The 18,840-nt window shown below is 59.9% G+C and carries 17 protein-coding genes, 1 tRNA gene and 1 pseudogene; 14 read left to right on the forward strand and 5 right to left on the reverse strand.

All coding sequences use genetic code 11. From position 1 onward, the window contains the following. Nucleotides 1–56: 56 nt before the first annotated feature. A pseudogene (locus ACEN83_RS00220) lies at nt 57–1,584 on the reverse strand (FAD-dependent oxidoreductase). Nucleotides 1,585–1,723: 139 nt separating this feature from the next. Here ACEN83_RS00220 and ACEN83_RS00225 point away from each other — a divergent pair. From ACEN83_RS00225 to ACEN83_RS00240, 4 genes are all read left to right on the forward strand, one after another. Then, nucleotides 1,724–2,284, forward strand: a complete 561-nt coding sequence (locus tag ACEN83_RS00225) for a YbhB/YbcL family Raf kinase inhibitor-like protein (protein ID WP_495579192.1) — start codon at nt 1,724–1,726, stop codon at nt 2,282–2,284. A 43-nt stretch (nt 2,285–2,327) separates the two neighbouring features. Next, a complete protein-coding gene (locus tag ACEN83_RS00230; protein WP_033047979.1) occupies nt 2,328–2,597 on the forward strand; it encodes a hypothetical protein in 270 nt (89 codons plus the stop codon). 117 nt (nt 2,598–2,714) lie between these two features. After that, the gene (locus ACEN83_RS00235) at nt 2,715–3,014 is read left to right on the forward strand and encodes a type II toxin-antitoxin system prevent-host-death family antitoxin (RefSeq protein ID WP_495579193.1); all 300 of its coding nucleotides are present in this window, start codon (nt 2,715–2,717) and stop codon (nt 3,012–3,014) included. Between the two features lie 20 nt (nt 3,015–3,034). After that, nucleotides 3,035–3,361, forward strand: coding sequence for a type II toxin-antitoxin system RelE/ParE family toxin (locus ACEN83_RS00240; protein ID WP_495580832.1), 327 nt, complete (start codon nt 3,035–3,037; stop codon nt 3,359–3,361). 27 nt (nt 3,362–3,388) lie between these two features. Here ACEN83_RS00240 and ACEN83_RS00245 read toward each other — a convergent pair. Beyond that, nucleotides 3,389–3,465 (reverse strand) — tRNA-Arg (locus ACEN83_RS00245). Nucleotides 3,466–3,813: 348 nt separating this feature from the next. Here ACEN83_RS00245 and gabD point away from each other — a divergent pair. The 3 genes from gabD to ACEN83_RS00260 all read left to right on the forward strand — a co-directional run bounded on the left by gabD (nt 3,814) and on the right by ACEN83_RS00260 (nt 8,072). After that, complete coding sequence (gene gabD / locus ACEN83_RS00250; protein WP_258683070.1) at nt 3,814–5,256, forward strand: NADP-dependent succinate-semialdehyde dehydrogenase; 1,443 nt, start codon at nt 3,814–3,816, stop codon at nt 5,254–5,256. Between the two features lie 186 nt (nt 5,257–5,442). Further along, nucleotides 5,443–6,720, forward strand: a complete 1,278-nt coding sequence (gene gabT, locus ACEN83_RS00255) for a 4-aminobutyrate--2-oxoglutarate transaminase (RefSeq protein WP_007975624.1) — start codon at nt 5,443–5,445, stop codon at nt 6,718–6,720. A 137-nt stretch (nt 6,721–6,857) separates the two neighbouring features. Next, nucleotides 6,858–8,072, forward strand: a complete 1,215-nt coding sequence (locus tag ACEN83_RS00260) for an HDOD domain-containing protein (protein ID WP_495579194.1) — start codon at nt 6,858–6,860, stop codon at nt 8,070–8,072. Nucleotides 8,073–8,261: 189 nt separating this feature from the next. Here the strand turns inward: ACEN83_RS00260 and ACEN83_RS00265 are convergent, their stop codons facing one another. Both ACEN83_RS00265 and desA read right to left on the reverse strand, forming a co-directional pair. Continuing rightward, a complete protein-coding gene (locus ACEN83_RS00265; RefSeq protein ID WP_495579195.1) occupies nt 8,262–9,251 on the reverse strand; it encodes a sensor domain-containing diguanylate cyclase in 990 nt (329 codons plus the stop codon). Between the two features lie 257 nt (nt 9,252–9,508). Then, nucleotides 9,509–10,693: a delta-9 fatty acid desaturase DesA gene (desA, locus tag ACEN83_RS00270; RefSeq protein WP_007975621.1), complete on the reverse strand. Its 1,185-nt coding sequence runs from the start codon at nt 10,691–10,693 to the stop codon at nt 9,509–9,511. 147 nt (nt 10,694–10,840) lie between these two features. Between desA and dibA the strand changes: the two genes are divergently transcribed. From dibA to ACEN83_RS00300, 6 genes are all read left to right on the forward strand, one after another. Continuing rightward, nucleotides 10,841–12,781, forward strand: coding sequence for a phosphodiesterase DibA (dibA, locus tag ACEN83_RS00275; RefSeq protein WP_495579196.1), 1,941 nt, complete (start codon nt 10,841–10,843; stop codon nt 12,779–12,781). A gap of 287 nt (nt 12,782–13,068) precedes the next feature. Next, the gene (oscA, locus tag ACEN83_RS00280) at nt 13,069–13,251 is read left to right on the forward strand and encodes a sulfur starvation response protein OscA (RefSeq protein ID WP_007975618.1); all 183 of its coding nucleotides are present in this window, start codon (nt 13,069–13,071) and stop codon (nt 13,249–13,251) included. A 139-nt stretch (nt 13,252–13,390) separates the two neighbouring features. Next, entirely contained in the window at nt 13,391–14,404 is a 1,014-nt protein-coding gene (locus ACEN83_RS00285; protein WP_007972957.1) for a sulfate ABC transporter substrate-binding protein, read from the forward strand. 151 nt (nt 14,405–14,555) lie between these two features. Further along, the gene (cysT, locus tag ACEN83_RS00290) at nt 14,556–15,374 is read left to right on the forward strand and encodes a sulfate ABC transporter permease subunit CysT (protein WP_007972956.1); all 819 of its coding nucleotides are present in this window, start codon (nt 14,556–14,558) and stop codon (nt 15,372–15,374) included. Between the two features lie 12 nt (nt 15,375–15,386). Next, entirely contained in the window at nt 15,387–16,256 is an 870-nt protein-coding gene (gene cysW, locus ACEN83_RS00295) for a sulfate ABC transporter permease subunit CysW (protein WP_007972954.1), read from the forward strand. Nucleotides 16,257–16,259: 3 nt separating this feature from the next. Next, entirely contained in the window at nt 16,260–17,249 is a 990-nt protein-coding gene (locus tag ACEN83_RS00300) for a sulfate/molybdate ABC transporter ATP-binding protein (RefSeq protein WP_007972953.1), read from the forward strand. A 107-nt stretch (nt 17,250–17,356) separates the two neighbouring features. Here the strand turns inward: ACEN83_RS00300 and ACEN83_RS00305 are convergent, their stop codons facing one another. After that, a complete protein-coding gene (locus ACEN83_RS00305; protein ID WP_495579197.1) occupies nt 17,357–17,881 on the reverse strand; it encodes an Mpo1 family 2-hydroxy fatty acid dioxygenase in 525 nt (174 codons plus the stop codon). 83 nt (nt 17,882–17,964) lie between these two features. Here ACEN83_RS00305 and ACEN83_RS00310 point away from each other — a divergent pair, with 83 nt between their 5' ends. Further along, nucleotides 17,965–18,651 carry a Crp/Fnr family transcriptional regulator gene (locus ACEN83_RS00310; protein ID WP_495579198.1) on the forward strand — a complete coding sequence of 229 codons (687 nt, stop codon included), beginning with the start codon at nt 17,965–17,967 and terminating at the stop codon, nt 18,649–18,651. The last annotated feature ends 189 nt before the right edge of the window (nt 18,652–18,840 follow it).

The following is an 18,840-nucleotide window of genomic DNA, read 5'->3' on the forward strand; positions in this document are numbered from 1 at the left end:
TTTACCCGGAAACGCCCGGCCCCTGCATCGCGCAGGTGCCGGGCGTTTTGCTGTCCCTAGGGGGTGTCACGGATCAGGCGCCATGCCTCTTCCCAGGGCAAGGGTTGTTTCATCCGCTCGGCAAGCATTGCCATGACCCGGTCCATCTCGCAGGCTAGCGCTGCGGACACCACGCCATTTTTTCCGAACAGGCCTATGAAGGGCGGATCGTAGGGGTCGCCCTTGAACTCGACTTCATCCCAGCCCTCGGCGTGTCCGAGGTAGTCGTAGGTCTTGCCGAAATGCCAGGTCCAGAAAAACGGCACGTCGAGGTAATGCTCGTCCCCGCCCAGCATATTGGCCGCTGCGATCCGCGCCTGCTGTTGGGCCAGTCGCCAGTGTTCGATGCGCACGTATTGGTTGTTCAGCGGGAAGGTGGCGATATCGCCAGCCGCCCAGAGGCTGTCGGCCACGCGCATTGCGCCGTCGACACGCAGCGACTGATCCTGCTCTTTCGCCAACCCGGTGAAGGCGGCGGTGGCTGGCGTGACGCCAATGCCGACGCACCAGATCGGCCGCCAGGCGTTGGCCGTTGTCCAGACGCACGGCTTCGACCTTGTTGGTTCCTTCGATCTGCGCCGCATTGCCCTGGGTATGAAACATCACGCCATGGGCTTCATGCCGCGCGCGGATAGCCTTGCCGACCGTTTCGCCGAACTGTTTGGCAAAAGGCACTGCGTGGCGGGCCAGCACAGTCACGTCCAGGCCAAGCTGGCGCAGGGACGAGGCGGACTCCATGGCAATGAAACTGTCGCCGATGATCACCACCCGTTGGCCGGCGCTGGCGCTGTGCAGAATCTGCTGCGCATGGGCTCTGGAGCGTAAAACGAACACCTGCGGCAAGTCGGCGCCGGGCAGCGTCAACAGCTTGGGTATGCCGCCGGTGGCCAGCAGCGCGGCGTCGTAGGTCAGTGATTGGCCGTCAGTCAGCCGCAGTGTGCGGTTTGATGCGTCCAGGCTGGCCACTTCGCCCTGCAGGCGCTCGATCCGCTGCTCGCGGTAAAACGCCTCGTCGCGCAGCGGCGGGACTCCCTGCGGCGGCATTTCCCCGGCGATCACGTATTTGCTCAGCGCGGTGCGGTCGTATCCGGCATCGGCTTCGCGGTCGATCAACAGCACCCGGCCACCGAAACCTTTCTCGCGTAACGCCGCCGCTGCCGCCGTACCTGCCGCGCCAGCGCCGATAATGATGAAGGTTCGTGGATCGTCGGACGGTGGCGTGTGGGCGTCCGATAATGGCTGGTCGCCGACCCAGATTTCGCCGTCACGGATTTCGAGGGGATAGCGCTTGAGACTGTCCAGGGCTGGCGGTTCGCACAGGCCGCCATCCTCGATCCTAAATTGCGCCTTGTGCCACGGACAGGTCAGGCGACCGTTGCATACCGCACCATCAGCCAGCGGGGCGCCGGCATGCGGGCACTCGGCCTGATAAGCGCGAAGTTGCTCACCGGCCCGCAACAGGAGAATCTTGCTGCCCTGGACTTGCACTTCCAGACCCCGGTCTTCGGGCACATTGGTGACACGCGCAACGCAATGCAGAGTCATGATTGCTCTCCAGACAGACGTTTACTTATGAGTCTGGTGCTTATCGCGAGGTTCAGCCAATTCCCCCCTGCCACGGCGTGAACGGTCCGGCTATAGTTTGCACGCCGACGACGGCCCAACACGCACAAGGTGCTCCGGTATGACCCGATTGACCTCAATCAACGCTTGGCTCGCAGCCGCCGCTGTCGCCCTTTGCGTGCAGTTCCCGGCGCAAGCCCAGGAACGCTTCACCCTGAATATTCCCGGAGTCTCCGATGACCGTCTGTTCACGTCGGCCGCTGCGAGCGATGCCGCGGGCTGTGGCGGACACAACATTTCCCCGGCATTGAACTGGAACACCGGCCCGGCCGCCACCCAAAGCTACGCCATCGTCATGCACGACCCGGACGGCCAGAAAGGCCAGGGTATCGATCAGTGGGTGCATTACGGCATCAAGGCCGGCACCCACCAGATCCCGGCCGGTGCCGGGAGCAAACCCGGCCTCGAGGGCGTTGGCGGTACCAACAGCAAAAACACCACCGGCTACATCGGCCCTTGCCCGCCCGTTGGCGACAGCGCGCACCACTACATCATCCAGATCTACGCCCTGGACCTGGCGCCGGACGCCTTGCCCGCCGGCCTGACCCGTGCGCAGCTGCTGGAAAAAATCAAAGGCCACGTCCTGAGAAACAGCAGCGTGGTAAGGCGCTATCACCGCTAAAGGCTGATTTGCAGAAAACTGAAGTGCGCAGCATGGCGGGGATTTGGCATCCGCCCCCGAAAGCGCGCACTATCAGGCCATAGCCGATGCGTTGGAGGATGCCGTGGCAAAAAAAATCGACCGCATCGCCCAAATGCTCAACTGCCCGCAAAAGGGTGAAGAACTGCGGCGAGCGATTACCGAGAGTCGCAAGGATTTTCTGCTGAACCAGCCGGAAGAGGATGTTGTTGAAGACGACGACCTTGAAGAGGAGTTTTTCGAGGACGACGAGGACGATGATGAGTACGACGAGTTCGACTGGACGACAGAATGAAAAAACCGCTTCGGCGGTTTTTTTGTGAGCCAGAACAGCACCGGTCGGAGATTCGTTGACCCTTATCCAGGGAATGGAACACTATAAGGTACTTTTTTTCGTACCTTTGGAGCCGTCATGGAGCAGCTACTTGCCAGCCGCTCGGTCAGCATCACCGAGCTCAAGCGCAGCCCGAGCACTGTCATCGAGCAAGCGGGTTCCGAGCCTGTTGCCGTGCTCAACCACAATCGCCCAGCTGCCTATCTTTTACCGCACGCGGCCTATCAACAACTGCTGGATCGGCTGCAGGCTGCCGAACTTCGTGAAGCCATTGCGGCCAGCCGCAACGATCCGCGTCCGGCCATTGCTGCCGATACCGTGTTTGCCGAGCTTGATGCGCTGATTGACGAGGTGGCAGCCGAGCAAGGCCGTTCATGAGGCAATTGCTTTTCACTGCAATGGCACGGGACGATCTGCTGCAAGTCGCTCGTTTTATTGCCCGGGACAACCCTGAACGGGCCCGGACGATTGTGGGCGAGCTACGCAGGCAGTGCACACGATTGGTCGAACAACCGGACCTGGGTGCTTCAAGGGACGATTGCGCCAAGGGATTGCGAATGCTTCCCCATGGCCGATACCTGATTTTCTACTGTCTGATGGACGACGGGATCAAGGTCGAACGCGTACTGCACAGTGCGAGAGATATCGGCCGGCTGTTTGTAAAAACAGCATTGATCATTAGGCGCCAAACCTCCATACACCCACAAAAAAGCCCCAGAACCTAAGTTCTGAGGCTTTCTCGTCACAACGTATGGTGCACCAGGCGGGATTCGAACCCACGACCCCTGCCTTCGGAGGGCAGTACTCTATCCAGCTGAGCTACTGGTGCAGCGGGCGCCATGATACTCATATGCACTGCGGGCGTCCATGCTGCTGAATCGCCTGCGTTTTTTTAAAGCTGTAACGCGCGTTTGCTACGTTGATCAGAAAATACAGGCAAAAGCGTCGTTTTCGTTCTTTTTTTCGAACAGCCTATTGTCCTTTACCCCCTTTGATCCTAGGATTCGTTTGAGATTTCAAACGCTCTTGTCTGGGTGCTGAACCGCACGAGTTCAATCAGTGCGCTATTTATGTGCTTCAGCCCGGTGAATGATTTCCCTGACGGCAGCCTATCGAGGCGCCTTTCTACAATCATAATTTGCTCCGCGCGTGCGCGGTGCTGTTAAGGAAAGCCGACATGCAGCTTAAAGACACCCAGTTGTTCCGCCAGCAAGCCTTCATCGATGGCGCGTGGGTCGATGCGGACAATGGTCAGACGATCAAGGTCAACAACCCGGCAACGGGCGAAATTCTGGGCACTGTGCCGAAAATGGGTGCTGCCGAAACCCGCCGTGCAATCGAAGCTGCTGACAAAGCGCTGCCGGCCTGGCGTGCACTGACCGCCAAAGAACGTGCGACCAAGCTGCGTCGCTGGTTCGAACTGATCATCGAGAACCAGGACGACCTGGCTCGCCTGATGACCCTGGAACAGGGCAAGCCATTGGCCGAAGCCAAGGGCGAAATCGTCTACGCCGCGTCCTTCATCGAATGGTTCGCCGAAGAAGCCAAGCGCATCTACGGTGACGTGATTCCGGGCCACCAGCCAGACAAGCGCCTGATCGTGATCAAGCAGCCAATCGGCGTGACCGCTGCCATCACCCCGTGGAACTTCCCGGCTGCCATGATCACCCGTAAAGCCGGCCCGGCCCTGGCCGCCGGTTGCACCATGGTGCTCAAGCCTGCTTCGCAAACCCCGTTCTCCGCTTTCGCCCTGGCCGAACTGGCCCAGCGTGCCGGCATCCCGGCTGGCGTGTTCAGCGTTGTTTCCGGCAGCGCCGGCGACATCGGCAGCGAACTGACCAGCAACCCGATCGTACGCAAGCTGTCCTTCACCGGTTCGACCGAAATCGGTCGTCAACTGATGTCGGAATGCGCCAAGGACATCAAGAAAGTGTCCCTGGAACTGGGCGGCAACGCGCCGTTCATCGTGTTCGACGACGCGGACCTGGATAAGGCCGTCGAAGGCGCGATCATTTCCAAATACCGCAACAACGGTCAGACCTGCGTCTGCGCCAACCGCCTGTACATTCAGGATTCGGTCTACGACGCCTTCGCCGAGAAGCTGAAAGTGGCTGTGGCCAAGCTCAAGATCGGTAACGGTCTGGAAGACGGCACCACCACTGGCCCGCTGATCGACGAAAAAGCCGTGGCCAAGGTGCAAGAACACATCGCTGACGCCATTTCCAAAGGCGCCACCGTGCTGTCCGGCGGCAAGTCGATGGAAGGTAATTTCTTCGAACCGACCATCCTGACCAACGTGCCGAACAACGCGGCCGTGGCCAAGGAAGAAACCTTCGGTCCATTGGCTCCACTGTTCCGTTTCAAAGACGAAGCCGATGTGATCGCGATGTCCAACGACACCGAGTTCGGTCTGGCCTCGTACTTCTATGCTCGCGACCTGGGTCGTGTGTTCCGTGTGGCTGAAGCCCTGGAATACGGCATGGTCGGCGTCAACACCGGGTTGATCTCCAACGAAGTCGCGCCGTTCGGCGGCATCAAGGCTTCGGGCCTGGGCCGTGAAGGCTCCAAGTACGGCATCGAGGATTACCTGGAAATCAAATACCTCTGCCTGGGCATCTAATCCCGCAAGAGTATTGCTTCAAGCGCAAAGGGCACGAGAGCGCTGTCCCTTTGCGCCGCTTCAAACCGGAATTTTCTCTGTGGTCGGGAACGCTGTGGCAGTCGATCATCGCATGCTGCCTTAGTTACCTCCCCACCGCTTAATCCTTGAACCACGCCGACCGATGAGCGGCGAATGAGGAATGTAATGAGCAAGACTAACGCTTCTTTGATGGCCCGCCGTACCAATGCAGTTCCACGTGGTGTTGGCCAGATTCACCCGATCTTCGCCGAGTCCGCGAAGAACGCGACCGTGACCGACGTTGAAGGTCGTGAGTTCATCGACTTCGCCGGCGGTATCGCCGTGCTGAACACCGGCCACGTGCACCCGAAAATCATCGCGGCCGTGACCGAGCAGCTGAACAAGCTGACCCACACCTGCTTCCAGGTGCTGGCCTACGAGCCGTACGTAGAAGTGTGCGAAAAAATCAACGCCAAGGTGCCAGGTGATTTCGCCAAGAAAACCCTGCTGGTGACCACCGGTTCCGAAGCCGTGGAAAACTCGATCAAGATCGCTCGTGCCGCCACTGGCCGTGCCGGCGTGATCGCCTTCACTGGCGCTTACCACGGTCGCACCATGATGACCCTGGGCCTGACCGGTAAAGTCGTGCCTTACTCGGCCGGCATGGGCCTGATGCCAGGCGGCATCTTCCGCGCGCTGTACCCGAACGAACTGCACGGTGTGAGCATCGACGACTCGATCGCTTCCATCGAACGCATCTTCAAGAACGACGCCGAGCCGAAAGACATCGCTGCGATCATCATCGAGCCGGTTCAGGGTGAAGGTGGTTTCTACGTCGCTCCGAAAGAATTCATGAAGCGTCTGCGTGCCCTGTGCGACCAGCACGGCATCCTGCTGATCGCTGACGAAGTACAGACTGGCGCTGGCCGTACCGGTACTTTCTTCGCCATGGAACAGATGGGCGTTGCTGCCGACCTGACCACTTTCGCCAAATCCATCGCTGGCGGCTTCCCGCTGGCCGGTGTGTGCGGCAAGGCCGAGTACATGGACGCCATCGCTCCAGGCGGCCTGGGCGGCACCTACGCCGGTAGCCCGATCGCTTGCGCCGCGGCCCTGGCCGTGATGGAAGTGTTCGAAGAAGAGCACCTGCTGGATCGTTGCAAGGCTGTTGGCGAGCGTCTGGTAACCGGCCTGAAGGCCATCCAGGCCAAGTACCCGGTGATCGGCGAAGTCCGTGCCCTGGGTGCGATGATCGCTGTCGAGCTGTTCGAAAACGGCGACAGCCACAAGCCGAACGCCGCCGCTGTGGCATCGGTTGTGGCCAAGGCTCGCGACAAGGGCCTGATCCTGCTGTCCTGCGGCACCTACGGCAACGTTCTGCGCGTCCTGGTACCGCTGACCTCGCCGGACGAGCAACTGGACAAAGGCCTGGCGATCATCGAAGAGTGCTTCGCCGAGCTGTGATCACTTAGTGTGACCTGATCGACAAAAAAACCCGCTTCGGCGGGTTTTTTCATGCCTCTGGAAACACATCCTGCGCATTAACGTTGTATCGAATGGCCTGCATTGGCTAAGGTTCCTGCATTGCCAGGGAGAGCTGTATGACAACTGTCATTTTACCCGCGGTTCCGAGAGTACTGATTGCCGAGGCCGACCCCTGGTCCCGGGATCTGCTCAAGGAAGTGTTGTTGAACGTACGCTGCGATGCGCGGCTGGATTTGTGCGCCGATGGCCAGCAGGCGTTGGAGCTATTGGCTGCCAACCCCTATGACCTGGTCATCGCCGATTGGGAGTTGCCAGGTGTCGATGGCCTGAATGTCCTGCGCAACGTCCGCCAGCGCAAACGCAACCCGCCGCTGCCCTTCATCCTCATGAGCAGTCGCAACGACAGTGCCAGCGTGCGCGAGGCCTTGCCGCTCGCGCCGGCCGCGTACCTGACCAAACCCCTGAATATGGAAAGCCTGACCCATCGGTTGCAGGGGTTGCTGCTGCACGCTGGGGAAGAAGTCTCGTGCGAAGTGCCGGCGCTGGCGCCGGGCATGACGTTGTCGGTGTTTCTGGAGCGTCGACGGGAGTTGGCCGACGGCGCGCCGCTGATGACCGACGTGCAAGTGGCGGTCAAACGCAGCCTCAATCCCAATGGCCTCGACCTGACGGTGCTGGAAGACGAAATCCGCACCGATCCGCAGGTCACGGCGGTGCTGATTGCCGCTGCCAACAGCGCGGCCCAGCACCGCGGCGCGGGTGTGCAAACCCTGTCCCAGGCGCTGCATCGCCTGGGCACCGGACAGAGCATGAACCTGATTCTCGGCCTGGCGCTCAAGCGCAGTGCCCGGCTCAGCGATCCGCAATTGGCCGACTATGCCGAGCGCTACTGGGATCTGTCACTGCACACCGCCGAGTACGCGCGAACCCTGGCACGCTTGCTCGATCTGGATCAGGAGCGTTGCTATTGCGCCGGCATGTTGCATTGTCTCGGTGATCTGGCGTTGCTGCGCTGTCTGCAGGAATGGCAACAGGCCGGCGGCACACTGGACGAGTGGGAAGAGGTGGGGGAAGCGCTGGTTGAATATGGCGCAGCCTATGGCTCGGCCCTGCGTACACGCTGGCGCCTGCCGCTGGAGTTGCGGGAGCTGATTGCGGCGGCCTACCAGCTCGGTGGCGGGGTTTACTCCCGCGAAGCGCTGGTGATGAACATGGCGGCGCAGATGGCGCGCCTGACCGAGCATGAGGGCATCGAGGAGCTGGCCAAGAGCCGGACGGCGCGGTTGCTCAAGATCGGCTTGCCGGAGTTGATGCGGTTGCGCAAGAAGTAAAACCACCACCCAACCCTGTGGGAGCCGACTTTTGTGGCGAGGGGGCTTGCCCCCGTCGGGCTGCGAAGCAGCCCCAGAAGTGCAGTCGGGATTTATCAGGAATACCGCATTCGCTGGTTTTGCGGTTGCTGCGCAACCGAACGGGGGCAAGCCCCCTCGCCACAGGTATTCAGTGCTACCAGCGAAATCTCAGGCAGTGACAATCCTGTTTTTGCCCTCGCGCTTGGCCTGATACATCGCGGCATCCGCCCGGGAAAACAGGTCCTCCACGTTTTCGTCCGAGGCGCTCAGGCTGGTCAGGCCCTGGCTGACAGTGATGCCGAACGTCCGGCCTTCATGGTTGAAACTCAACTGCTGAATCTGCCGATGCAGGCGTTCAGCCACTTGCAGGGCCATTTGTGGCGTGCACCCGGGAAACACCGCAGCAAATTCCTCACCGCCAATACGCCCGAACAGGTCGCGACGGCGCAACGCTGCGCGGCCGCTTTCGGCAATGCGTTGCAGCACGTTGTCGCCTTCCTGGTGACCGTAGGTGTCGTTGATTGTCTTGAAGTCATCAATATCCAGCATCAGAAACGACAACGGCTCGCCCTGTTGCCGGGCGTGTGCGAACGCGCGGTGAGCGCATTCGAAGAAATGATGACGATTGCTGCTCTGGGTCAGGGCATCGGTGGTGGCCAGGCGATGCAGTTCGGTTTCCACTTGCTTCTTGTGGGTGATGTCTTCGGCAATGCCGACGATGATCACCGGTTGCCCAGGCTCGGCCTGGCGATTGATGAAGCATTTGTCGCTGAGCCAGCGCACCTGGCCGTCGGCGGCAATGATTCGATACTCGCGGTCTTCGACGGCGCCTTTGTCCAGCACTTCGGCCAGGCTGCGTTCGGCATAGTCGAGGTCGTCAGGGTGAATGCTATCGCGCCATTGATTGCAGTCGGCCAGCAAGTGGTCGGCTGAACGGCCAAAAATCCGTTCATAGGCCGGGCTGACGTAAAGCACCCGGCGAGTTTCCCAATCGAATGCCCACAGCACCGCGTTGACGCTTGCCAGCAAGGTGTTGAGCAAATGTTCCCGTTCGCTCAGGCGTGCGACTTCGCCTTGGGCGTGCATCAGCGCCATCAGGGTCTGCGCGGTCTCGGGGCAATGTGACGAAGATGAGTCTTGCAGGTTCTTTTGGGCCATCGACACAAATCTCAAAGGGCATGCGGCCAACACCAAGCCCGCCGGGGATGGCGAAGTGTCTTTGAGATAAGGGTTTCAAGATGAAGTTCCCGCCTTTTGTGGCGAGGGAGCTTGCTCCCGCCGGGCGGTACTGGCGACGCGTTTTTGCGGCCACAAATCCATGTGGGAGCGGGCTTGCTCGCGAATGCGGTGTGTCAGTCACCTTTTATGTCGACTGACACACCGCATTCGCGAGCAAGCCCGCTCCCACAGGTTTTTCAGACGGCGGCAGGGCGCAGGGAGTAGGTTTTCAACTGATCGGCGAAGTCGCGCAGGGATTGAATCCCGCTGGCTTCGGCTTCGTGCACCCAGTCCTTGATCGCCGCCAGCATGTCGTGGCCATTTGAGCTGGTCTTGACCCAGATCTGCTGCAGGGCCAGGCGTTTCTCGTAGATTACCTTCAGTGCCTGACTGTGCTCGAGCATGTTCTGGATGCGTACATGGTGTTTGTCATCCAGCAGGCTGGTCTCTCGTGAAAGCAGGCGTTTGGCCCGGCGGAACTGGTGACGTACCGAGTGATCGACCTTTTCCAGCTCTTGCTTGACCAGTGGGCCGATCACCAATTTGCGGTACTGGGCCATGATCTGGAAGCGGTTGTTGAGGATCGCCATGGCGGTGTCCATGTCCAGGTTGCCCTTGCCTTCGACACGATGGGCAATCGGCGCAACCCGTTGAACCTTGGCCAGGCGCAGGAAGCTGAAGACTTTGATCCATGCCCAGCCCAGGTCGAATTCCCACTTCTTCACCGACAGTTTTGCCGAATTAGGGTAGGTGTGATGGTTGTTATGCAGTTCTTCGCCGCCAATCAGGATGCCCCACGGCACCAGGTTGGTGGCCGCATCGCGGCATTCGAAGTTGCGGTAGCCGATGGCATGGCCCAGGCCATTGACCACGCCGGCGGCCCACACCGGGATCCACATCATCTGGATGGCCCAGATGGTGATGCCGATGGTGCCGAACAACAGCAGGTCGATAACGGCCATGATCGCCACACCCAGCAGCGGGAAGCGGCTGTAGAGGTTGCGCTCGATCCAGTCTTCGGGGCAGTTCTTGCCGTAGATGCGCAGCGTCTCGGGGTTTTCCGCTTCGGCGCGGTACAGCTCGGCGCCTTTGCGCAGTACCGTGGACAGCCCCTTGATAACCGGGCTGTGCGGGTCATCGACGGTTTCGCATTTGGCGTGATGCTTACGGTGGATGGCCGTCCACTCGCGGGTGTTCTGCGCCGTGGTCAGCCACAGCCAGAAACGGAAGAAATGCTTGAGGCCCCCATTCAGCTCCAGGGAGCGGTGGGCCGAGTAACGATGCAGATAGACCGTAACGGCGATGATCGTGACGTGGGTCATCAGCAGGGTGACTGCTACCAGTGACCAGGCCGACAAGCCAAGTAAACCTTCGTACCACATAGGCTGTAGGGCCCTCGATAAAGAAAAAAACAGCCGTTGCATTATCACTAAGCCCACACAGAAAACCAGTCGCCCTTTCAGATAAGAGTGGCTGGATGTGTCTTTAAACTATAATTCCAACCTTTTCGTATGGACATGGATTGCCGGATGCCTGCCACCTATCGCGATGCCTTGCGTGCAGCGCTGCTCTATCTGTTGCTTTCTGTGGTTTGGCTGCAGATCAGTGGCTATTTATTAAACAGTTTCTTCGATAGCTCGGAAGAGCTATTGCGGTGGCAACTGATCAACGGTTATGCCTGGGTGGTGCTAAGCGCCGGGTTGATCTTCATCGCCCGTGCGCGACTGCTTCGTTGCCTCGGGGTCGGCGCCAAACTGCGTGAGCGCAGCGAAGATCGCGAGCGTTTGCGTCAAGCCGCCGCTGTGTTCGACTGCACTCGCGAAGGGGTGTTGGTCACCAATTGCGAAGGCTTGATTATCCATGTCAACCGGGCGTTCATGGAAATCACCGGCTATCAAAGTGAAGAAGTCCTGGGTCAGCGCCCCAGTCTGTTCAAGTCTGGCCGTCATCCAGCGGATTTCTACCGGGCCATGTTCGCCACACTCGACAGTGTGGGAGAGTGGAGCGGGGAGATCTGGAACCGCCGTAAAAGCGGTGAAATCTACCCGCAATGGCAGACTATCCGCGTCATTCGCGACGATCATGGGCGACGTAACCAATACGTGGCGGTTTTTTCCGACATCAGTGCGATCAAGGACTCCGAGCATGAGCTGATGCACCTGGCTCACCATGATCCGCTGACCGATCTGCCCAATCGGCTGCTGTTCACCGACCGAGTCGAGCAGGCCCTGACATCGGCGCAGATCCACAAGCGTGGCTGCGCTTTGCTGATGATCGATCTGGACCACTTCAAGATGATCAACGACAGCCTCGGGCACACCATTGGGGATCATTTGCTCAAGGCCGTAGCCGGGCGCCTGAAAGGCATGTTCGACCCCGGTATTACCTTGGCTCGGCTGGGCGGCGACGAGTTTGCCGTGCTGGCCGAATGCTGTCCGCAGTTGGTCCAGGCGGCTGCGCTGGCGCAACGGATCATCAACGGACTGAAAGAGCCGTTTGCTATCGACGGGCATCAGCTGTTCATCAACACCAGCATTGGCATCAGCCTGTTCCCCAGCGATGCCTTGAGCGTTGAACAATTGTTGCGTAACGCCGATTCGGCGCTGTTCAAGGCCAAAAGCACCGGTCGAAATGACTACGCGCTCTACACCGAAGAATTGACCGCCCATGCCCAACAACGCGTCGAGATCGCCTTCGAATTGCGCCGTGCCCTGGACCAGCAGGAACTGCAGGTTTATTACCAGCCGGTACACGACCTCAAGACCAGCCGCCTGATAGGTGTCGAGGCGCTTGTGCGTTGGCAGCACCCGCAGCGGGGGCTGGTGTCACCGGCGGAATTCATTCCAGTCGCCGAACGAACCGGTCTGATCGCCGAAATCGATGCCTGGGTCATGGCACAGGCGTGCCGGCAGATGTGTCAGTGGCAGCAGGACGGGGTGGTGCTGTCGTTTGTGGCGGTCAACGTTTCTTCGCGTCTGTTCGCCCGTCGCGAGTTGTATCAGCAGGTGGCGCAGGTGCTGCACGAAACCGGGCTGGAACCGGCCTGTCTGGAACTGGAAGTGACCGAAAGCGCGGTGATGGACGATCCGGAAGTCGCGCTGGAGCAGATGCACCGCCTGCGCGAGTTGGGTGTGCGCCTGGCCATCGACGACTTCGGCACGGGTTACTCATCGCTGTTGCGGCTCAAGCGCCTGCCGGTGCAAAAACTGAAAATCGACCAGGGCTTCGTCGCCGGATTGCCGTGGGACGAGGATGATGCGGCGATCTCGCGAGTGATCATCGCCCTGGCCCAAAGCATGGGCATGCAGGTTCATGCCGAAGGGATCGAGCAGGTCGAACAGGCGGCTTTCCTCCTCGAACAGGGCTGTGATCTGGGGCAGGGCTACTGGTTCGGGTGGCCGGTGCCGGCGGCGCAGCTGGATTGGATGCATGTGCCGGTGATCGGAGCAGTTACCTCACCGCCTTGCTGATACACAAAACCTGTGGGAGCGGGCTTGCTCGCGAAGGCGGACTGTCTGGCAACAGGGATGTTGAATGTGCCGGCCTCTTCGCGAGCAAGCCCGCTCCCACAGGTTTTTGGTGCGCTTGTAAAGAGGGTGATTCGCCTCAAGCCCTTGTCCCTTCAATTAATGTTTTCTGGTTATATAAACATTCTTAAATAGTCTTTTTAAGAATATCAAGACCTCACTAGTATTGCTCCCAAGCCGCAAGCAGTGCCGACACTGCGAGGCAATCTCTCAGTTGAAGGAGCAGCAATATGAGCGCATCCCTGCGTAGCGTCGACGGTCAAGACGAAGCCACCATCCTGCGTGAAATCCAGAGCGCCCTGCGCGACCTGCGGTTTGGTGCCGTGGAAATCACTGTGCACAACGCGCAGGTGGTGCAGATCGAACGCAAAGAAAAATTCCGTTTGCAGCAGCCAGGCAACAAGCCGGGCTGAGTCGAAAGATCAAAAGATCGCAGCCTGCGGCAGCTCCTACGGGAACTGTGTAGGAGCTGCCGAAGGCTGCGATCTTTGAGCGGGCAACCAGATTCCAGATCATAAAAAGCCAATACCAAGAATCCCAGGAGCTTTCACCATGTCGTCGATTCGTCATTTCGCTTTGGCCGCCCTGGCCAGCGCCCTTTTTGCCGGTTCTGCAGTTGCCAAGGACTACGAACTGCTCAACGTGTCGTACGACCCGACCCGCGAGCTGTACCAGGACTACAACGCCGAATTCGTGAAGTTCTGGCAAAAGGAACATGCCGGCGACACCGTGAAAATCCAGCAATCCCATGGTGGCTCGGGCAAGCAAGGCCGGGCGGTGATCGATGGCCTGCGCGCCGACGTCGTTACCCTGGCCCTGGCCGGTGACATCGACGAAATCGCCAAGCTCGGCAAGACCCTGCCGGCGGACTGGCAAAAGCGCCTGCCGGACGCAAGCACGCCTTACACTTCGACCATCGTGTTCCTGGTGCGCAAGGGCAACCCTAAAGGCATCAAGGATTGGGGTGACCTGGTCAAGAATGACGTTTCGGTGATCACGCCGAACCCGAAAACCTCCGGCGGTGCGCGCTGGAACTTCCTCGCGGCCTGGGCCTATGGCCTCAAAGCCAATGGCGGTGACGAAGCCAAGGCCAAGGAATACGTGCAAACCCTGTTCAAGCACGTGCCCGTGCTGGACACCGGCGCCCGCGGCTCGACCATTACTTTCGTCAACAACGGTCAGGGCGATGTGTTGCTGGCCTGGGAAAACGAAGCCTTCCTGGCCCTGAAAGAAGAGGGCGGCGCTGACAAATTCGACATCGTCGTGCCTTCGCTGTCGATTCTCGCCGAGCCACCGGTGGCGGTGGTCGACAAGAATGCCGAGAAAAAGGGCAACGAGCAGATCGCCGAAGCCTACCTCAAGCACCTGTACAGCCCGGCCGGCCAGGAAATCGCGGCGAAGAACTTCTATCGCCCGCGTGACAAGGACGTGGCCGCCAAGTACGCCCAGCAGTTCCCGAAACTGGAACTGGTGAGCATCGACAAGGACTTCGGCGGCTGGAAAAGCGCACAGCCGAAATTCTTCAATGACGGGGGCGTGTTCGACCAGATCTACCAGGCGCAATAACCTGGCTTAAGCTGCATAACATGTGGGAGCGGGCTTGCTCGCGAAGGCGGTGTATCAGGCGGCATTAATGTTGACTGACACACTGCTTTCGCGAGCAAGCCCGCTCCCACAAGGATGGGTTTAGTTGATCGCTTTTTAACCAAGGACTTTTATGTCGCGTCGTATCTCCCCCGTCATACCCGGCTTCGGGCTGACGCTGGGCTACACCTTGGTGTACCTCAGCCTGATTGTGCTCATACCACTGGCGGCGATGTTCGTGCATGCCGCTCAACTCACCTGGGATCAGTTCTGGGCAATCATCTCGGCGCCACGGGTGCTGGCGGCGCTCAAGCTCAGCTTCGGCACTGCCCTGTGTGCCGCCATCATCAACGGCATCATCGGCACGCTGCTGGCCTGGGTATTAGTGCGCTATACCTTCCCTGGACGAAAAGTGATCGATGCAATGATCGACTTGCCGTTCGCATTGCCCACGGCGGTGGCCGGTATTGCACTGACGGCGCTGTACACCCCTACCGGCCTGGTTGGTCAGTTTGCAGCGGATCTGGGTTTCAAGATCGCCTACACCCCCCTGGGCATCACCCTTGCCCTCACTTTTGTGACACTTCCATTCGTAGTACGTACCGTACAGCCAGTATTGGCGGACATTCCTCGTGAAGTCGAAGAAGCAGCGGCGTGCCTGGGGGCTAAGCCATTGCAGGTTTTCCGCCATATCCTGCTGCCGGCACTGCTGCCTGCATGGCTGACCGGTTTCGCACTGGCCTTTGCCCGCGGGGTCGGCGAGTACGGTTCGGTGATTTTCATCGCCGGCAACATGCCGATGAAAACCGAGATTCTGCCGCTGCTGATCATGGTCAAACTCGACCAATACGATTACACCGGCGCTACCTCCATTGGTGTACTGATGCTGGTGGTTTCCTTCGTCCTGTTGCTGCTGATCAACTTGTTGCAGCGGCGCATCGAAACCCCATAAGGAGGCGCACCCATGTCCCAATCGTCTATTGCTGCCGCTTCCTCGAACGCTGCCCGTCGTGGCAGCGCGACTTCGCGGCGAATCCTGATCGGCCTTGGCTGGCTGATTTTTGCCCTGTTCCTGTTGCTGCCGCTGTTCATCGTGGTGTCCCAGGGCCTGAAGCTTGGCCTCGGTGCGTTCTTCACCGCGATCTTTGAGCCGGACGCGCTGTCGGCACTGAAACTCACGGTCATCGCCGTACTGATTTCGGTGCCGCTGAACCTGGTATTCGGCGTCAGCGCCGCCTGGTGCGTGAGCAAGTACTCGTTCCGCGGCAAGAGCATGCTGGTGACGCTGATCGACCTGCCGTTCTCTGTGTCGCCGGTAATCGCCGGCCTGGTCTATGTGCTGATGTTCGGCGCCCAGGGCCTGTTTGGCCCATGGCTGCAGGATCACGACATCCAGATCGTCTTCGCCCTGCCGGGCATCGTGCTGGCGACGATTTTCGTCACCGTGCCGTTCGTGGCCCGTGAACTGATCCCGCTGATGCAGGAACAAGGCACTCAGGAAGAGGAGGCCGCGCGTCTGCTGGGCGCCAACGGCTGGCAGATGTTCTGGCACGTCACCGTACCCAACATCAAATGGGGCCTGATCTACGGCGTGGTGTTGTGCACTGCGCGGGCCATGGGGGAATTCGGTGCAGTATCGGTGGTTTCCGGGCACATTCGCGGGGTGACCAACACCCTGCCGCTGCACGTCGAGATCCTCTACAACGAATACAACCACGTGGCCGCGTTCGCCGTGGCGAGCCTGTTGCTGATCCTGGCGCTCTTCATCCTGCTGCTCAAGCAGTGGAGCGAAAACCGTATTAACCGCCTGCGCGCCAGCGCCGCGGAGGAATAATTCATGTCGATCGAAGTGCGTAACGTCAGCAAGAATTTCAACGCGTTCAAGGCGCTGGACAACATCAGCCTGGACATCCAGAGCGGCGAACTCGTTGCGTTGCTCGGCCCGTCGGGCTGCGGCAAGACCACGCTGCTGCGGATCATCGCCGGCCTGGAAACCCCGGACAAAGGCAACATCGTGTTCCACGGCGAAGACGTTTCCGGTCACGACGTGCGTGATCGCAACGTCGGTTTCGTGTTCCAGCACTACGCCCTGTTCCGCCACATGACGGTGTTCGACAACGTCGCGTTCGGCCTGCGCATGAAGCCGAAAAACCAGCGCCCGAGCGAAAGCCAGATCGCAACCAAGGTTCACGAACTGTTGAACATGGTGCAACTGGACTGGTTGTCGGATCGCTACCCGGAGCAACTCTCCGGAGGTCAGCGTCAGCGCATTGCCTTGGCCCGGGCGCTGGCGGTGGAGCCGAAAGTGCTGCTGCTCGACGAACCTTTCGGCGCCCTCGACGCCAAGGTTCGCAAGGAACTGCGCCGTTGGCTGGCGCGTCTGCACGAAGACATCAACCTGACCTCGGTGTTCGTGACCCACGACCAGGAAGAAGCGATGGAAGTCGCCGACCGTATCGTGGTGATGAACAAGGGTGTGATCGAGCAGATCGGCTCACCGGGCGACGTCTACGAAAACCCGGCCAGCGACTTCGTCTATCACTTCCTTGGTGATTCGAACCGCCTGCACCTGGGCGAAGACCACCACGTGCTGTTCCGTCCGCACGAAGTGTCGCTGTCGCGCCATGAACTGGAAGATCACCACGCGGCCGAAGTGCGCGATATTCGTCCGCTGGGCGCGACAACGCGGGTAACGCTGAAGGTCGAAGGGCAGAGCGATCTGATTGAGGCCGAAGTGGTCAAGGATCACGACAGCCTGATCGGGTTGGCGAAGGGGGAGACGTTGTTCTTCAAGCCGAAGGTCTGGCAGAAGGTTGCCAACATCTAAAGCAAAAGCATCGCGAGCAAGCTCGCTCCCACAGGGATTTGGGTTGGCCACAACTATTGTGTTCGACCCTGATCCACTGTGGGAGCGAGCTTGCTCGCGATTGCTATCTAGACAGCAGCACGCTTCGGATTGACCCGCACTTCACCCGCTCGCGCCTCAATCTGCTCTTTGAGCTCACGCCGCATCCCCAGCATGAACGCCAGTTCCGTCACCACAAACAACGGTCCGACAATCAACCCGGTCACGTCATCGACGAAGGCCGGTTTGCGCCCTTCGTAGTGATGGCCGACAAACTGGATCGCCCAACCGATCACGAACATCGCCACGCCGCTGCCCAGCCAGACCAGCGTGCTTTGCTGTGCCAGCGCATGACCGGCCCAGACGCTCAGCCCGAGCAACAGGGTCATCAACACGCCCAGGCGCAATTCCAGGCGCAGGTAAAACCACGCCGATGCCAGCGAAACGAGCACCGCCGGTGACAGCCACACGCCACCCAGCGACCACTGCGGCCGGGACAGCAACACCGCGACGGCAACCACGATCAGCGGAATGCCGATAAAGTGCGATGCAATGTTGCGCGGGTCACGGTGGTAGGCGGCGTATTGACTGAGGTGGTCGACGAGGCTTTTCATTGTTGTTCTCCTGTGGGGTGATTGATCATGCCCCGGGGTCACTTCCCGCTCTGTCAGCCAGGCGACAATCTCTAGGAGTTTTCATGGATATGCAGGTCTGGCGTCCACGCCTGATGAGCGGTCAGTGGTTCAGCCATTTGCCTGTTTCCCTACAGGATAGCCTGCTGTCGGCGGCCAGACTGCGGCGGCTGTCGCCGGGCCAGCGGCTGTTCAAGCGTGGCGATCCGCCCTGCGGCCTGTACGCGGTGCTTGAAGGCGCGGTACGCGTCGGTGCCGTGAGCGAGCAGGGCAAGGAAGCCTTGCTGAGCCTGGTGGAGCCGCCGCACTGGTTCGGCGAGATCTGCCTGTTCGATGGCCAGCCACGTACCCACGATGCCTACGGCGTGGGCCAGTGCACACTGCTGCACATTCCCCAGAACACCTTGCTCACGTTGCTCGACGAGCATCCGCAGCACTGGCGGCAACTGGCATTGCTGATGAGCCAGAAACTGCGCATGACCTTCATTAACCTCGAACAGCTGAGCCTGTTGCCGGCCCCCGCGCGGCTGGCGCACCGCTTGCTGATGATCGCCGAAGGCTATGGCGAGACCACCCCGCCGCGGCGCGTCCTGCAACTGCCCCAGGAACAGCTTGCCGCCATGCTGTCGCTGTCGCGCCAGACCACCAACCAGATTCTCAAGGAGTTGCAGGGGCAGGGGGTTATCGGACTGAGTTACGGCGAGATCGAAATCCTCGATGCCGAGCGGTTGCGGACACTGGCCACAATCTGAAACTCGACGCATATCCCTTGTGGGAGCGAGCTTGCTCGCGATGACGGTGTGTCAGTCTCCAGGTATGTCGACTGAAAGTCCGCTATCGCGAGCAAGCTCGCTCCCACAGGGGGCTGGGTGAATCAGAGATTTGTGGTCACCGAAAAACCTGTGGGAGCGGGCTTGCTCCGGGCGGCGCTCCGACGATGG

It is taken from the genome of Pseudomonas sp. Pseusp49, from assembly GCF_059491875.1.

Excerpts from the sequence above, each read along its gene's own strand:
- cysW (WP_007972954.1), top strand. The coding sequence starts at position 15,387 with ATGTCCCAATCGTCTATTGCTGCCGCTTCCTCGAACGCTGCCCGTCGT.
- ACEN83_RS00265 (WP_495579195.1), bottom strand. The coding sequence starts at position 9,251 with ATGGCCCAAAAGAACCTGCAAGACTCATCTTCGTCACATTGCCCCGAG.
- ACEN83_RS00285 (WP_007972957.1), top strand. The coding sequence starts at position 13,391 with ATGTCGTCGATTCGTCATTTCGCTTTGGCCGCCCTGGCCAGCGCCCTT.
- ACEN83_RS00310 (WP_495579198.1), top strand. The coding sequence starts at position 17,965 with ATGGATATGCAGGTCTGGCGTCCACGCCTGATGAGCGGTCAGTGGTTC.
- gabT (WP_007975624.1), top strand. The coding sequence starts at position 5,443 with ATGAGCAAGACTAACGCTTCTTTGATGGCCCGCCGTACCAATGCAGTT.
- ACEN83_RS00240 (WP_495580832.1), top strand. The coding sequence starts at position 3,035 with ATGGCACGGGACGATCTGCTGCAAGTCGCTCGTTTTATTGCCCGGGAC.
- gabD (WP_258683070.1), top strand. The coding sequence starts at position 3,814 with ATGCAGCTTAAAGACACCCAGTTGTTCCGCCAGCAAGCCTTCATCGAT.
- ACEN83_RS00235 (WP_495579193.1), top strand. The coding sequence starts at position 2,715 with ATGGAGCAGCTACTTGCCAGCCGCTCGGTCAGCATCACCGAGCTCAAG.
- ACEN83_RS00300 (WP_007972953.1), top strand. The coding sequence starts at position 16,260 with ATGTCGATCGAAGTGCGTAACGTCAGCAAGAATTTCAACGCGTTCAAG.
- dibA (WP_495579196.1), top strand. The coding sequence starts at position 10,841 with ATGCCTGCCACCTATCGCGATGCCTTGCGTGCAGCGCTGCTCTATCTG.
- oscA (WP_007975618.1), top strand. The coding sequence starts at position 13,069 with ATGAGCGCATCCCTGCGTAGCGTCGACGGTCAAGACGAAGCCACCATC.
- ACEN83_RS00305 (WP_495579197.1), bottom strand. The coding sequence starts at position 17,881 with ATGAAAAGCCTCGTCGACCACCTCAGTCAATACGCCGCCTACCACCGT.
- cysT (WP_007972956.1), top strand. The coding sequence starts at position 14,556 with ATGTCGCGTCGTATCTCCCCCGTCATACCCGGCTTCGGGCTGACGCTG.
- ACEN83_RS00225 (WP_495579192.1), top strand. The coding sequence starts at position 1,724 with ATGACCCGATTGACCTCAATCAACGCTTGGCTCGCAGCCGCCGCTGTC.
- desA (WP_007975621.1), bottom strand. The coding sequence starts at position 10,693 with ATGTGGTACGAAGGTTTACTTGGCTTGTCGGCCTGGTCACTGGTAGCA.
- ACEN83_RS00260 (WP_495579194.1), top strand. The coding sequence starts at position 6,858 with ATGACAACTGTCATTTTACCCGCGGTTCCGAGAGTACTGATTGCCGAG.